We start from the raw sequence: 14,959 nt of genomic DNA on the forward strand, positions 1-14,959 counted from the left end.
GTTCACGCGGAGTCTGGAGGTGCCACCGGTGACCGTCGTTCGCTGCTGTTACGGCTGCGCCCCGTCGCGCGGTGCGGCCTCTGCAGCGCGGGGGCGCTGAGCACCATGTCGCGCGAAGCCCACATCCCGCTCGCCCTGTGGATCTGCGCGGCGATCGTGGCGCACATGGCGGGCGGCGGCGGCGCGGTCGAGGTGGCGCAGGTCATCGAGGACCGGGCCCAGCTCCGTCAGATGGTCCACGCGGTGCGCGAGGGCCTGCGGCCGGGCGACATGACGTTCGAGGTGCTGACCGACGGTGTGGCGCCCACGCCGCCGCCCACCCCGCTCGCGCCGCCGGAGCGACCGTCGGACGCCGCGGCGGAGAGCGAGCCGGACAGGACCACGCCGCCCGATCCGCCGAAGCCCGAGCCGGTCAAGGTGGCGAAGGCCCCGCCGCCGAAGCCGGCGCCGACCCGCGAGAAGGCGCCTCCTCCCCCGCCGCCGAAGCCGGAGCCGCCGAAGGAAGAGGTGGCCAAGGTCGTGCCGGTCCAGCCGGCGCCCCCGCCGCCGCCGCTGCCGCCGGCGGATCGCCGGATCGCCGTTCGCCAGCACGTCCAGAAGGACCAGGAGGACAACCCCGAGGCGAACCGGATCGCGGACGACGCCAACAAGGTCGCCGAGGAGACCATGGCGCAGATCCGGTCGAAGGATCAGGACGATCCCGCGCCGACGCCCGGCACCCCGTCGGGCCCGATGGGGCCGAAGGACAAGGTCGGCGACAGCGACCACGATCACAGCGGCCACAGCGAGGAGCGGGCCGGCAACGAGAAGCACGCGCCCGGTGAGAAGAACCCCGAGAGCGAGAGCGCGGAGCACCACAGCCCGGCGTCTCCGGCGCAGACGCCCGCTCGGTCGGCGCCGCCCCCGAGCGTGCCGGGCGCGAGCGGCGGCGGTCGCGTCGCGCAGGCGCCTCCCGCCATGCCGGCGCCGGAGAAGGGCGCCGCCGGAGGCTCGGGCCCGGCGTCCCCCGAGGTCGTCGACAGCGCCCAAGGCGGCTACACGCTGAATCCGGCGAACCCGGGCGGCGACGGCAAGAGCCGCGTCGCCGGCAAGAAGGCCACGCCGCAGCCCTACCAGAGCCCGGTCCGCGTCGGCTCGATCGGCCTCGGCGCGCCGGGGATCCCCGGCGGGCCCAACCTCAACCTGAACATGGCCGGCGTGCAGGCGGCCGTGGGCAACGAGAAGCTCAGGGCGGAGCGCGCCTCGGACGGCGCGTCCCGCAAGAGCGCGCACCGGGGCTCGTGGGAGACGACGGACAAGTGGAAGAAGTGGCGCGCCGCGATCGAGAACTACGACCCCTCGGTCAAGCCGGGCAACCAGACCTCGCTCAACGCCGCGCGGGTGCCGTTCGCGACGTACATCAACATGATCCACAACCGGCTCCACCCGATCTTCGCGGAGGAGTTCCTGGCGTCGCTCGAGAGCTTGCCCGCCGGGCACGCGTTCAACCAGAACCGGGTGACGCACCTCGAGATCGTGCTGAACAAGGACAACGGCAGCATCGTTCGCCTCGGCGTCACGCGGCCGAGCGGGATGACGGCGTTCGACATCGTCGCGCTGAGCTCGGTGCACCGCGCGTCGCCGTTCGGAAAGGCGCCGGACGCGATCGTGTCGCCGGACGGCAACGTGTACCTGCACTGGGAGTTCCACCGGGATCCGTACGACGCGTGCTCCACCCGCAACGCCCGCCCCTTCCTGCTGAAGACGCCGTCCGAAGGCGCCCCGGTCGAGCCAGCGCCGGTGCGCAGGGCGCCGCGGCCGGTGCCGGGCGACGAGAAGACCATGACGCCGTCCGGACCGCTGCTCCCGCTCCGGCGGTAGGTCCCGGCTCTGCATCGGGACCGCGGCGATGTATCCTCGGCGTCATGCCGAAGGATTCCGACGCGGCCGTTCAAGTGACCAACGCGCGCATCGAGGCGGCGCTCGCGGATTCCCCGGCGTTCACCCGGGTCGAGCCGCAGTTCTACGTCGTCCGCCAGGGGACGGCGTACGTTTACCTCCATGTCCTGCCGTGGGCGCCGGATCGCGCGCTCGTGCGGCTCGTCGCTCAGCTCGCCCGCGGCGTCGAGATGACGCCGGATCTCGCGATGAAGCTGCTCCGCCTGAACGCGCGCATCCGCTTCGGCGCGTTCGGGTACGTCGCGCAGGGCTCGTGTGTGGTCATCGTTCACACGCTCCTCGGCGGCGAGACGCTCGACGCCGACGAGCTCCTGGTCGCCCTCCGCGATCTGTCGGTGCTCGCGGATGAGTACGACGATCGCATCGTCGAGGAGGCCGGCGGCCAGCGGATGCAGGACCTGATCGACGCCTCGGCCACCGCCGCGGTGTTCACCGATCTCGACCCTGTCCCCCGCGCCTGGGACAAGGGCTGAGCGACGGGCGCTCTTCTTCAATGCTCCTCAACATCGATCTTCCCCCCGAAGGCCCTCCTCCCCGCGACGGCACTCCTTCTTCCGAAGGCCCTCCTCTCCCCGAAGGCCGTCCTCCCTCCGCCGCGCCTGACCCCGCTGCCTCAGCTGGCGGCGCCGCCGCGTCGGACCCCGCTGCCTCAGCTGGCGGCGCGCGGGGAAGCGACGCACCGCCCGCCGAGCCGCGGTCCTCCACCGCCGGGCGGCCCCCGCTCGCCGGCATGGCCGTGCTCTCGCCGATCCGGGCGCTCGCCGTGCTCGCCTTGCTCGCGATGGTCCTCGGCCGCATGCTCGCGCCCGCGATGGTCGGCCTGGCGGTGGGCATCGAGCGCGCCGCCCACATCGTCGAGCTCGCCGGCGCCGGCGCGTCGCAGCTCTTCGCGATCGGCGCCATCGTGATGGCCATGGCGCTGATCGGCGCGGTCGTGCGGAGCCGCGTCCCGTACGCGCTTCGGATCGCCGCGATCGTCGCGGGCAGCTTCGTGATCCTCGTCGTCCTGCACGCGACGGTGCAGCGCGTGCCCGATCTATCCGCGGCGCTCATCGGCGTGAGCGCGGCGACCCTCGCGCTCGGCAGCGCCTGGGAGGCGCTCCGCGTCCCGTTCATGCGGCCGGTCGCGGCCGCGCTCGGGCTCGTCGGCGCCTCCGCGCTCGTGCGGCTCACCGGCGTCCTCCTGGCCGTCTGGGCGAACGAGCGCGGCTCGAAGGCGCTCGCCGGCGCGACGAGCTCGGTCGCGACCGCCGCGTTCGCGCTCGACGCGCTGGCCGTGCTCGTCGGAACGGTCGCGCTCGGCGCGGGCCGCGAGGCGCGGCCGCGCGACGCCGACCGGCCGGGGCCGCGCCTCGTGAGCCCGCTCTCGCTGGCGGCGCTCGCGTCGGCGCTGCTCGCCACGCGGGCGGCGCTCGCGGGCGCCGGGGACGACGCGTCGATGGTCGAGGCGCTCTTCCGCCGCGCGCTCGACCGGCTGCTCACCCGCCCCGCGCCGGTGGTGCCGCTGTCGATGCAGCTCTTCGCCGCCGCGCTCTCGGTGGTCGTCGTCGCGCTCGCGCTCATCGCCCCGCCCCGGCTGCCGGCGCTGGGCGGCGCGCTGGCGCTGCTGCTCGTCGCGCGCAGCGCCCCCGAGGTGCCGCTCGGCGCGCTCTCGCTGGTGATCGCCGCCCTCTGCGTCGCGCTCGCCTCGCGGGACGAGCGCGGGTTCTGGGCGGCCGTGCTCGCGACCGAGCGCGAGCGCACCTCGACCGCGCTCCCGGGCCCCGGGAAACCGGACCCCACCGGGGGCGCGTCAGGTTGACGCGAGCGACGACACTCGTTAAGCACGCCCTCGCTGCGCGGAAGATCAGCGCGCGGCGTTCCACCTGCTGCCCGCCGCCGCAATGACGTGGGGGCCGTCCGGTCCCGCCGGTCCTCTCCACGCAGGCCCGGTGGGGCGCGACCCGGGTCGCTGCTGTAGCGCGCCTCGGGCCCGGGAGAGTCATCCATGCACGCTCGCGATCTCGCCCCGCTCTCCGCCCTCGCGCTCGCCGCGTTGACGCTCGGCGTCGGGTGTCCCGAGGAGCCCTCGCGGCCTACAGGTGCTGCGGCCACGACGGGCGCAGCGCCGGCTGCCTCGGCCGAGAAGCCCGGCGCGGCGTCGCAGGCGCCGCAGGCGCCGCAGGTCACGGGACAGGCGGCGGCGCCGGCGTCGCCGCCGACGCCCGAAGGCAAGGGGACGATCAAGGGGGTGGTCAAGTTCACCGGCAAGCCGGTCGAGATGAAGGTCCCGACCGCGCGCAAGGACGCCCCGTTCTGCCAGGACAAGGAAGTCGCGTACAACGCTGTCATCGTCAACGATGGCAAGCTCAAGGACACCTTCGTGCGCATCGCTGTCGGGGGCGTGCAGGGCAGCTGGAAGGCGCCTGACACGCACGCGGTGGTCGACCAGAAGGACTGCATGTATGAGCCGCGCATCCAGGGCGTGGTCGCCGACCAGCAGGTCGACATCAAGAACAGCGACCGGACGCTGCACAACGTGCACACCTACAAGGGCTCTGAGACGCTGTTCAACCAGGCGCAGCCGAGGGGCGGCGACCCGCTCACGAAGACGTGGAAGGACGGCATCATCAAGCTCACCTGCGACATTCACCCGTGGATGCGCGGCTTTGTCGTGGTGACGGATCACCCGTTCTTCACTGTGAGCGGCGATGACGGCTCCTTCACGATCGAGAAGGTCCCTGCCGGCAAGTACAAGCTCGAGGCGTGGCACCCGCGCTATGGCCTGAAGACGGCCGAGGTCTCTGTCGCCGACGACAAGCCCGCCCAGGTCACGTTCACGTACGCCGGCACCGAGCCTGAGCCGGCGGAAAACAAGGACGAGCTCAAGGGCCTTTGGTGAGGAGGCACCCGGCGCGCTGGGCGCGAGCGGCGGCGCCCGAGGCCGCTCGGCTGACCGCGCGGAGCGAGCGGGGCAGGCGAGCGGCCCGTCCCGGATCTCGCCTGCTGCAGGCCTGCGCTCTGACGTCGCGCGCGCCGCGCGCGCCGCGACCGTTGCCGAACGCTGTTTCTTCCCCTATCGCAGCCAAGCGCGAACAACTGACGATCTCGACTCCCCGAGCCGCGTTGCGCGCGCTAGTCTCCCGGCCCAGATGTTGTCCAACCCTGCCACCCGCGCCCCGGCGATGATGTCGTTTTCCGACCTGGCTACCCCGCGTACAGATGTCTTCGGAGGTGTCGCGCTGGCGCTGGGCGCTCGCGCCGGACACGGCGGCGAGGTGCGCGCGTGACCATGAGCGTCGAGCAGGCCGCCGAGCGGGCTCCGGTCCCGGTCCCTTACGCTCGCCAGGCCGAGCCGTCCGCGAGCGACGGCGATGACGACGGCGCGCTCCCCACGAGCGCGCGCCCGCTGCTCAAGGCGGCGGCCGATCTGGTGAGCCTCACCAAGCCGCGCGTCACGCGCATGGTGGTCGCCACGATGCTCGGCGGCATGTGGGTCGCGAGCCGCTATCTCCGCTCCGGGCTGGCCGGAGAGGCCGCGATGGAGCGCGCGGCGGTGCCGGCGACACAGCTCCTCCTGGCGCTGCTCGGGACGGTCCTCGTCGTGTCGGGCGCCAATGTGCTCAACATGTACATCGAGCGCGATACGGATCTCCTGATGGATCGGACGCGGAACCGCCCCTTGCCGGCGCGGCGGCTCGCGCCCGAGGTCGCGCTCTGGTTCGGGATCGCGCTCTCGGCCACCTCGATTCCGCTGCTGTTCGCGTGGGTGAACGCGACCACGGCCGCCCTCGCCGCGCTGGCGCTGCTCAGCTACGTGCTCGTCTACACCCCGCTCAAGCGCCGGACGACGCTCGCGCTGCCGATCGGGGCGATCCCGGGCGCCATCCCCCCGCTGCTCGGGTGGACGAGCATCACCGGGCGCATCGACGCGCCTGGCTTCCTGCTCTTTGCGGTCATGTTCATCTGGCAGATCCCGCATTTCCTGGCGATCGCGACGTTCCGTCGCGAGGAGTACCAGCGCGCCGGGCTCAAGGTGCTGCCCATCGAGAAGGGGGAGCGCACAACGCGGCTCCACATGGTCGGCTACCTCGCGCTGCTCGTGCTGGCCTCGGTGCTCTTCGTGCCGCTCGGCGTCGGGGGTCCTGTCTACCTCGGCGCCGCGATCGTCCTCGGCGGCGCCTTCTTCGGTCTCGGCGCTCGCGGCCTCCTGGCGGGGGCCGGCGACCGCTGGGCTCGCAAGGTCTTCATCGCCTCCATGGTGTATCTGGTGCTCCTCTTCGCCGCGCTGATGATCGGCGCGTGAGCCGCGCCCGCCGGCTTGACGCGCCGGGTACCGGCTCCTAAGCCATCGTCCGATGGCGTCCATCGAGCCGATGCGCCCAGCGAACGGCGACCTCCCTGCTGCAGAGCCGAGCGGCCCGCTGCTCCCGTCCGATCGCGGTCGCGCGCAGAGGCCCGGGAGCGGGGCGCGCGTCCCCAGGCCGCTCCTCTGGATCGCGCTCGTCTCGTTGATCGGGCTCATCGCGCTCTTCTTCGTGGGCCGCGCGGTCCGCAGTCACGCCGCGGAGCCGCCCTCGATCCGCATCCCTTTGCCGGCCTTCGAGCTGACCGATCAGCGGGGCCAGCGGTTCGGTCTGGAGCAGCTCCGGGGCCGCGTCACGATCGCGGATTTCATCTTCACGACCTGCCCGACCGTCTGCCCCAAGCTCACGGAGCGCATGAAGGAGATCGAGCTCCGGAGCCGCGACCTCGGCGGCGCGTTGCACCTCGTGACGTTCACCGTCGACCCGGAGAACGACACGCCGGAGGTGCTCGCAGCCTACGCTGCGTCGCAGAGGCTCCCGCTCGAGCGCTGGACGCTCCTGACAGGCCCCCTCGACCAGATCGAGTCGACGATCATCAAGGGCTTCAAGATCGCGATGGGCAAGAACGAGTCGAGCCCCGGCATCTTCAGCATCTTCCATGGCGAGCGCCTCGTGCTGGTCGACCAGGAGGGCGTGATCCGCGGCTACTACGAGGCGAACGACGAGGGGATCTCCGCGATCCTGCGCGACGCCGGCGCGCTCGTGAAGTAGCGGCGGTCGCCCGGGGGCCCTCACGGCGCCGCCCTGAGGCGTCGTCCTCACGCGTCGCGCTCACGCGTCGCGCTCACACGTCGATCGCGAGCCGCTTGATCATCTTCTGCAGTCCGAACCTGGACAGGCCCAGCAGCTTGGCGGCCTGGGTCTGGTTTCCGCGCGTGCGCTCGAGCGCTTCGCGCACGAGCTCCGTCTCCAGCGCGTCGATGCGCGCCCGGACGTTGAGGCCGAGGTCGCCGGGCGCGGCGCCGCCGCCGCCGTGCGCGACGTCCGGCGACAGGTGCTCTCGATCGATGGTCCCGTCGCAGAGCACGAGCGCCCGCCGGATCTCGTTCTCCAGCTGGCGCACGTTGCCCGGCCACCCGTGAGCAGAGAGCCGCTCCATGGCCCCGCGCGTGACGCGGATCGGGCCGCGGCTGTGCTTGGAGATGAGGTGCTGGACGATGAGGGGCACGTCCGTCGCCCGTTCGCGCAGCGGGGGCACCCGGATCGTGATGATGTTCAGCCGGTAGAGGAGGTCTTCGCGGAACGCGCGGGCGCGGACGAGCGCCTCCAGATCGCGGTGCGTCGCGGCGATGACGCGCACGTCGACCTTGCGCGCCCGCTCCGAGCCGAGCGGCCGCACGAGGCCGTCCTCGAGGACGCGCAGCAGCTTCGTCTGCATGCCGAGGCTCATCTCGCCGATCTCGTCGAGGAACAGCGTGCCCCGATCCGCCACCTCGAAGAGCCCGGCGCGCGGCCGCTCCGCGCCCGTGAACGCGCCGCGCACGTGGCCGAACAGCGCCGACTCGAGGAGGCCCTCCGGGATCGCGCCGCAGTTCTCCGTCACGAACGGGTGCGCCGCGCGCGGGCCGTTCTGGTGTATGGCCCGCGCCACGAGCTCCTTGCCGCTGCCGGACTCGCCGCTGATGAGCACCGGCACCTCGGAGGCGGTCACGCGGTCGACGAGGCGCAGCATCGCGCGGACGGGCTCGCTCTCGCCGACGATGGCGTCGTACCTGTAGCGCGTGTCCCGGCCGCCGCGCGCCCTGGCGAGCTCGAGCGCCGCCGCGTCGAGCTCGGCCTCGCGCCGCGAGAGCTCGTCGGCGAGCCGCGACGAGGCGCGCTCCGCGCGGCGGGCGGCGCGGCGCAGCTCGACCTGCGCGCGCGCGTCCGCGATCGCGAGCGCCGCGACCGACGCGATGGCGCGCGCCCACCGGAGCTCCCGCGCGCCGAACGCGCCGCGGCGCACGCGGTCGTCGAGGTAGACGACGCCGATCGCCTCGCCGCGCGCGATGAGCGGCACCGCGAGCACGCTCCGTAGCTTCAGCGCGTGCACGCTGCGGTGCACGCTCGGCAGCTCCCCCGCCGCGTCGACGGCGATGACCGGCTCGCGCGCCTCCAGGGCGCGGCGCGCGAGCGTCTGCGACAGCTCGATCTGCTCCGCGCCGAGCTGGGAGCGCGCCAGGTTGCGCGCCGCGCGCGGCACGAGGCGCCCGTTCGGCGCGGGCAGGAGCAAGAGCCCCCGCTCGACGCCCGTCCAGAGCACGAGCGCGTCGACGACCCGGTCGAGCAGCGGCGCCAGCCGCTCGCGCTCGCCGAGCGCGCCGACGAGCGCCTCGAGATCGCGCGCCTGCTCGGGCCCGAGTCCGCCCTCCGGCAGCGCCCGCGCGCGCGCGACCCACGGCAGCGACCGGACCGCGCCCGAGAGCTCCGGCGCGGCGGGCGAGGCGGCGGAGGCGCTGGCCGAGCCCGCGTCGGGGTTGCGCCTGCAGAGCTCGCGCGCGGCCTCGGCGAGGGCCGCGAGGACCCGGTGCGCGACGTCCGTCTGCCCGGTCCTCACCGCGAGCGCGTGCGCCGCGGCGAGCGCCGGGCCGCGCGACGCGATCGGCGCGCGGGCGCCCGCGAGCGCGGCGAGCGCGGCGAGCGCGCGATCGCGGACGCCGCCCTCTTCCGCCGGTCGCGCCGCGCCGCCCGGCCCGTCGCCCGCGGCGATCGCGTCGCCGACGTGGTCCGCGGCGGTCGCGCCGCCGCCGTCGCCCGCCGCGAGCGCGCGCGCCGCGCGCGCGCCCCACCAGTCGAGCCGCGCGGCCGCCGCGATCTCCGGGCTGCTCGCGAGCTCGTCGAGCTCGTCGACGCGGGCGCCATCGAGCTCGCCCGCGCCGTGGCGCAGCAGCCGCGCCGCCGCCCGGAGCGCGTCCTCCGCGGGGCCGCCCGCGAGGAGCGCCGCGGCCCGCGCCGCCGCCGCGCGCGCGCCTTGGTGCGACCCGAGCTCCGGGCTCGCGGCGCCTTCTCCGCGCGCGGCGGCCACGTCCGCGATCGCCCACAGCGCGTAGGCCTCCGCCCTCGCGTCCCCGGCGTCGCGGGCCCGCGCGATGGCGTCCTCCGCCATCCGGCAGGTCTCGTGCGCGAGGCCCGCGGTCGCGTAGGCCGCCGCGCACGCGAGCAGCGCGCGCGCCCCCTGCGCTGGCCGGCCGAGGTGCTCCCAGAGCAGCGCCGCGCGGGTCGAGGTCGCGATCGCGCCGCCGAGATCGCCGAGGTCCACCGCCGCCGCGGCCTCGCCGGTCCGGTAGGTCGCCTCCTCCACCACGGCCCCGGCGCGGACGGCGTAGTCCACAGCGGCGCTGAACGACGCGTGCGCGCGCTCCGGATCGCTCGCGTGCCACGCGTAGCCGCGCACCGCCGCCATCCTCGCGAGCTCTTCGACGGAGCTCGCGAGCGCCTCGCCGCGCGCCACCTCGGCCAGCGCCCGCGCCGTGTCGCCGCGCAGCACGGCGATCAGCGCGCGCACCTCGCAGAGCGGCGCGGTGACCGCCTCCCCGGCGAGCGCCTCGGCGGCGCCCAGCGCCCCCGCGTCGATCGCGATGCGCGCGAGCACCGCGGCAGCGCGCCCGTCCGGGTCCGCGTCGGCGTCGATGGCGGCGCGGGCGCGCTCCTCGGCGAGGGCGCGATCCCCGGCGCGCCGCAGCACCTCCGCGGCGAGCGGCGCCGCCTCCTTCGCGTCGCGCACGCACGCGCGCAGGACCAGGCTCCGCGCGCGCCCGACATCGCCGTGCAGCCGGAGCGCGTTGGCCGCGGCGACGACCAGGCTGGCGGGGGCGTCGTCGCGCTGCTCGATCGCCTCGAGCGCGAGCGGCTCGGGCGGCACCCGCGCGATCGCGAGCGCGAGCTCCGCCGCCTCCGTCGCGCCGATGCGCTCCGCCTCCAGGGCGCCCGCCGCGGCGACGCGGTCCCTCGCCGCCGCTGTGCTCCGCCGCCGCGCGCCGTCCCCGAGCGCGGCCGCCTCCACGTCCGCGAACGTCCACGCCCGCGGCGGGATCTGCCGCGCCAGGGCCACGAGCGCGTCCGCGAGCGCGCGCTCCGGCGCCGACGCGATGATCCCCATCGGCCACGCCGCGGCGCTCGTCCCCACGAGCGCGGTCAGCCACCGCGCGACGCGGTCCGGGCCGAGCCGCCCGAGCCGCTGCGCCTCGCCCGGCGGCGAGCCGGCGCGCGCGCTCGCCGGCGCGCGCTCGCCGGCGCCGACCTCCGCGCCGGCGAGCGCGCGCGCCCGCTGCACCACCGCGAACGCGTCCGCGAGCCACGACGCCACGTCGTCGCGCACCCCGAGCGCGGTCTCGAGCTCGTGCCGGCGCAGGCGCAGGTACGCCGCGCGCACGCGCCGCGCGTCGCGGTCCTGCCGGTCGCGCTCCGCGCCGGCCGCCCCGGGACGCTGCCCGGCGCACGGATCGCGCGCCGGCTGCGCGCCGGCGAGGGCGGCGCGGGCCGACTCGGTGACCCACGCCGACGACGGGCGCGCCGCGGGGCCAGGCGACAGCAGGGCCCTGCAGATCGCGACGAGGGGCGCCCTCGCCGCGCTCTCGATGGCCACCGCGGCGCGCGCCGCCCCGATGGGGTCGGCCGCGGCCGCCACGTCGGGTAAGGCGATCTCGGCGAGCAGCGTCCCCAGCGCGAGCAGATCCCTCGCCCGCGCGTCCCCGAGCTCCGCGTCCGCGCGCGCCATGTACCGGAGCGTCGCCCCTTCGACGGAGGCCTCGTGGATCGAGCAGGCGAGCCCCAGATCGATCATCCCGATCCGCCCCTCCGGCGTCAGGATCAGGTTCTCCGGCTTGAGATCTCCGTGCGCCAGGCCGATGCCGTGGAGGTCGCCGAGCGCCTCGCCCGCGTCGCGCGCGACGGCGAGCGCGAACGCCGCGCGCTCGCCCGGCGACACGCCGCGCACGGCCTCGGCCACGGATCGCCCCTCCATCCAGCGCATCGCCACGAAGGCGCGCCCCTCCTCGCCCGGGGCGCCCTCTGCGCGCGCGGCGCCGGCCCGCGCCGGGAGCAAGCCGACGTCGACGAGCTCTGGCAGCCTTGGCGAGAGCGCCAGGGCGGCGTGCAGCGCCTCGCGGGCCAGGGCCCGCCGCACCGCGGCGCGCTGTTCCCGGGACGCGCCGCGGTCGCGCCGTTCGATCTTGAGCGCCACCACGCCGCCGCGCTCCTGGTCGGCGGCCTTCCAGACCTCGGCCGACCCGCCGGAGCCCGCGAGCTCCAGCAGCCGGAAGCGATCTGCCAACCTAGGTGTCAGGGTTGACGATCCGAGCATCCCCTGGATGCTCGTGGCCCGCGGGCCACCTGTCAACCCGGTTACGGTCCCTTGGGGCCGCCGCCGGCCCCGCCCGCCCCGCCGCCGCCGGCCCCGCCCGCCCCGCCGCCGCCGGCCCCGCCCGCCCCGCCGCCGCCGGCCCCGCCGCCATCCGGCGGCCCGCCCGCGCAGCTCGGCGCGCCGCCGTCGGGCCGATCGACATCGACGGCCCCCGCGTTGCTGCACGTGTCCTCCGGGCCCTGGGCGTAGTGGTCCGCTGCGAAGCGCGCGAGCGACGCCTTGTCGAGGCACGTCGCCGTGTACGTCGCGCCCCAGGCGGCGGCGGCGACCGGGGTGTCCAGCGCGCCGTCGGGCGTGATCACGAAGCGCGCCTCCGGCCCTCCGGACAGCGTGAGGCACCGCGGGTCGGAGGTCGCCTCGGCGCGAACCTCTTCGAGCGTCGCCCTTATCTCCGCGCAGCCGGTCGAGGGGCACCGGTAGGCGAGGACGATCGCGCCGTGCTCGAGGTTGTGCACATAGAGCTCCCGCGGGACCTCCGCCTCGTACCCCTTGTACTCGGCCCACAGCGGCCAGTGATCGCCGCCGCTCGGTGGGTTGGTCGCGTACTGGACGGGCGTGCACGCGGGCACGTGCGCGGCGGTCACGCCGATCCCCGTCCGGATGACGACCTTGCACTCGGCTTCGCCCGGGAGCGGCGGGGCGTCCGGGAAGAGGGTGACAGTCTCGGGCGACCCCGGTGAGGTCGAGGCGTCGTGCTCGTCGAGCGGGGGCGCGCTCTGACCACACCCGCACAAGGGCGCGGTGAGCACGGCAGCCGCCGCCGTGACAGTCCCGTACATCCGCGTGAAACCGCCGCGTTTCATGGCCGCAGGCTACCATGTCCGACGCGCGACGCGCGTTGCCCTGGAACGCCGGCTCTGGTGTACTTGTCCTCCAGCGTGGCGAAGCAAGAGAACGATCATCGGCAGACGCTCGTCACCTGCACCTCGATCGCGCCGCCCGCGCTCCCGGTGGAGCCTGGCACCGCGTGCCTGGTCGTGATCTACGGCACGGAGCTCGGGCGCCGGATCGCGCTCGGGACCGGGGCGATCGAGTGCGGGCGCGCGATACAGACCGATATCCCGCTCGACGACGAGGCGGTGAGCCGCCGTCATGCGCGCATCTCCTGGACGGGGATGAACTACGTTGTCCGCGATCTCGGCTCGACCAATGGCACCTACGTGAACGACGTCTCCGTCGACGAGCGCGCGCTCAAGGACGGTGACCAGGTCAAGATCGGCCGGACGATCTTCAAGTTCATCCAGGGGGGGAACGTCGAGCTCTCGTACCACGAAGAGATCTACCGCCTGATGACCTTCGATGGGCTGACGCAGGTCCACAACAAGCGCTCCTTCGAGGTCGCGCTCGAGCGAGAGGTGTCGCGGGCGTGCCGCTACCATCGCCACCTCTCGCTCGTCATGTTCGACATCGATCATTTCAAGAGCATCAACGACACGCGCGGGCACCTCACGGGCGACGCGGTGCTCCGCCAGATGGCCGCGCTCGCCGCCGCGAACGTCCGCCGCGACGACATCCTCGCGCGGGTCGGCGGGGAGGAGTTCGCGCTGCTCGTCCCGGAGATCCCGGTCGAGAGCGCGCGCCACGTCGCCGAGAAGCTGCGCACGATCGTGGAGCGCACGCCGTTCCGCTACGAGGAAGGAGAGATCGCGGTCACCGCGAGCTTCGGCGTCGCCGGCGTCACGCCGGACGCGCCGGTCTCGCCGATGGAGCTCTACCGCCGCGCCGACGAGCGGCTCTACCACGCGAAGAAGGGCGGGCGGAACCGCGTGATGTGACGGCGCGCCGGCGCCGTCACGGGGCCGGCGTGGAGCAGTCGCGCGGCACGGCGCCGGCGACGATCCACGCGGACAGGATGTCGAACCCGTCCACGTACGCCGTGAGGTACGGATCGCCCGGCTGCTCGGGGAAGAACCTGAACGCGGGGCCTGACTCCGGGGGCGGCATCGGCATCCCCATCACGAACGCGGCGCGCAGCCGCTCGGTCTCCTCGCGGAGATGCTCGGCTGCCTCGCCGGTCAACGAGGCGTCGAGCGCGCTCTCCCCGACGATGATCTTGTAGAGCAGGTAGCTGTTGCCCGGGTTGTTCGGGTCGATGAGCGGCATGGCCCTGCCGAAGCGCTCCGGGGTCTGGTCCGCCACGTACGCGTGCTCGCCCATCTGGGTCTGGTGGGCGGCGTGCCCGATCGCGGTCTCGTAGAGCGGCTCGACCTGGTTGAACAGCGGCGCTCCCACGTTCAGGTTCAGCCCCGCGGCCTGGTTCCCCTGGATGTGGCAGCCCACGCAGGTGTAGAGGAGCATCGCCGCGCCCCTCACGCAGGTGCCGCACAGGGGGTCGTCCGGGCACATCGCCGCGACGCACTCGAGGTCTCGCTGGCAGTAGAAGTCGCCGCTCGGCAGCCTGAACTCCGGCATCGCCTGGGGCGGGTTCGTCGCCGCGACGGTGAACTCGACGCGCACGTTGTCGCGCAGCGGCGCGCCGTCGAACGCGCGGACGCCGGACGGCGCCGACTCGTCCGCCGGCTTGAGGACCGTGAGCGCATACCGGATGCCCGGGACGAGCCCCGGCATGCCCTCGACCTGGCGGAGGATCACCTCCCGCTGGACGGGGTTGTACGTCGCCGAGAGGGGGATCGGGTTGACGCAGTCTGCCTGCGTCTTGACCTGCGTGGCCAGGTCGCCCGAGAGGCACACGAAGTCGGGGCCGACCGCCGCGGCGTCCACGGAGCCGGGCAGCAGGAAGCGATCGAACTTCAGCACGATGCTCGCGGTCGACAGCACCTGGGTGGCGCCGCTCGGATCGAGCGCGGTTCGGACGGGCTGGTAGTTCTGGTCGAGGCTGGTCGTCGCCCGCGCCTCGATCAGGTTCACCGGAGGGGCGTCGACCGGCTGGTACGAGGCCTCGCCCACGTCGCAGCCCGCCGTTGGGAGGGCCGCGAGGAGGCAGAAGGGAAGGGGAGCAAGGCGCGCCGCGCGGGCTGGCCTGCTCAGCTTTCGGCGTAGAGTGAGAGCTGTTCGCGGACGACCTTCTCGTTCACCCCGCTCTGGATGTGCTCCTTGAGACAGTCGGCCAGCGTGATCAGCATGTCGTCGACCCCTTTCTCCTCGATGAGCTTCGACAAAAGTTGCCGTGCCTCCCGTCCGTCGTCCTCGCGGAGGAAGCCCCGCACTGTCTCCAGCGTGATTTCCCCCTGGAAATCGAGATAGAGGTTGTCGATCAGGTACTTGATCAGCTCCTTCACGCCCGTTCTCCTTGGCGTTCGCGGCGATCGTTAGGGAAGCCGCGCGCACCTCGCTATACCCGTCGCCGGAAGGCCAGGGCAAGGAATATACTGAC

General features: G+C 74.2%; 11 protein-coding genes. 7 read left to right on the top strand and 4 right to left on the bottom strand.

Going from position 1 to position 14,959, the window contains the following annotated elements; translation table 11 throughout:
• The first annotated feature begins 105 nt into the window (after positions 1 to 105).
• The 6 genes from WME85_RS17395 to WME85_RS17420 all read left to right on the top strand — a co-directional run bounded on the left by WME85_RS17395 (position 106) and on the right by WME85_RS17420 (position 6,995).
• On the top strand, positions 106 to 1,860 hold the full coding sequence (locus tag WME85_RS17395; RefSeq protein ID WP_437839661.1) for a hypothetical protein: 1,755 nt from the start codon (positions 106 to 108) through the stop codon (positions 1,858 to 1,860).
• Positions 1,861 to 1,904: 44 nt separating this feature from the next.
• Positions 1,905 to 2,411 (top strand): T3SS (YopN, CesT) and YbjN peptide-binding chaperone 1, encoded by a 507-nt coding sequence (locus tag WME85_RS17400; protein ID WP_436617531.1) that lies wholly within the window; start codon positions 1,905 to 1,907, stop codon positions 2,409 to 2,411.
• A gap of 257 nt (positions 2,412 to 2,668) precedes the next feature.
• Positions 2,669 to 3,739, top strand: a complete 1,071-nt coding sequence (locus WME85_RS17405; protein ID WP_437839662.1) for a hypothetical protein — start codon at positions 2,669 to 2,671, stop codon at positions 3,737 to 3,739.
• Between the two features lie 186 nt (positions 3,740 to 3,925).
• The gene (locus WME85_RS17410) at positions 3,926 to 4,819 is read left to right on the top strand and encodes a carboxypeptidase regulatory-like domain-containing protein (protein WP_437839663.1); all 894 of its coding nucleotides are present in this window, start codon (positions 3,926 to 3,928) and stop codon (positions 4,817 to 4,819) included.
• Between the two features lie 390 nt (positions 4,820 to 5,209).
• On the top strand, positions 5,210 to 6,223 hold the full coding sequence (gene cyoE, locus WME85_RS17415) for a heme o synthase (protein ID WP_437842315.1): 1,014 nt from the start codon (positions 5,210 to 5,212) through the stop codon (positions 6,221 to 6,223).
• Between the two features lie 52 nt (positions 6,224 to 6,275).
• Positions 6,276 to 6,995 carry an SCO family protein gene (locus WME85_RS17420; protein ID WP_437839664.1) on the top strand — a complete coding sequence of 240 codons (720 nt, stop codon included), beginning with the start codon at positions 6,276 to 6,278 and terminating at the stop codon, positions 6,993 to 6,995.
• A gap of 73 nt (positions 6,996 to 7,068) precedes the next feature.
• On the opposite strand, the gene WME85_RS17425 is transcribed toward WME85_RS17420, so the two are convergent.
• On the bottom strand, positions 7,069 to 11,535 hold the full coding sequence (locus tag WME85_RS17425) for a sigma 54-interacting transcriptional regulator (protein WP_437839665.1): 4,467 nt from the start codon (positions 11,533 to 11,535) through the stop codon (positions 7,069 to 7,071).
• 71 nt (positions 11,536 to 11,606) lie between these two features.
• On the bottom strand, positions 11,607 to 12,428 hold the full coding sequence (locus WME85_RS17430) for a DUF3105 domain-containing protein (RefSeq protein WP_437839666.1): 822 nt from the start codon (positions 12,426 to 12,428) through the stop codon (positions 11,607 to 11,609).
• A 75-nt stretch (positions 12,429 to 12,503) separates the two neighbouring features.
• Between WME85_RS17430 and WME85_RS17435 the strand changes: the two genes are divergently transcribed.
• Positions 12,504 to 13,400 (top strand): diguanylate cyclase, encoded by an 897-nt coding sequence (locus WME85_RS17435; RefSeq protein WP_437839667.1) that lies wholly within the window; start codon positions 12,504 to 12,506, stop codon positions 13,398 to 13,400.
• Between the two features lie 16 nt (positions 13,401 to 13,416).
• Here the strand turns inward: WME85_RS17435 and WME85_RS17440 are convergent, their stop codons facing one another.
• The gene (locus tag WME85_RS17440; protein WP_437839668.1) at positions 13,417 to 14,532 is read right to left on the bottom strand and encodes a hypothetical protein; all 1,116 of its coding nucleotides are present in this window, start codon (positions 14,530 to 14,532) and stop codon (positions 13,417 to 13,419) included.
• Positions 14,533 to 14,609: 77 nt separating this feature from the next.
• Positions 14,610 to 14,864, bottom strand: coding sequence for a hypothetical protein (locus WME85_RS17445; RefSeq protein WP_020735484.1), 255 nt, complete (start codon positions 14,862 to 14,864; stop codon positions 14,610 to 14,612).
• Positions 14,865 to 14,959 lie beyond the last annotated feature (95 nt).

Origin of the sequence: Sorangium sp. So ce1153 (assembly GCF_051521595.1) — a bacterium.
Taxonomy (GTDB): domain Bacteria; phylum Myxococcota_A; class Polyangia; order Polyangiales; family Polyangiaceae; genus Sorangium.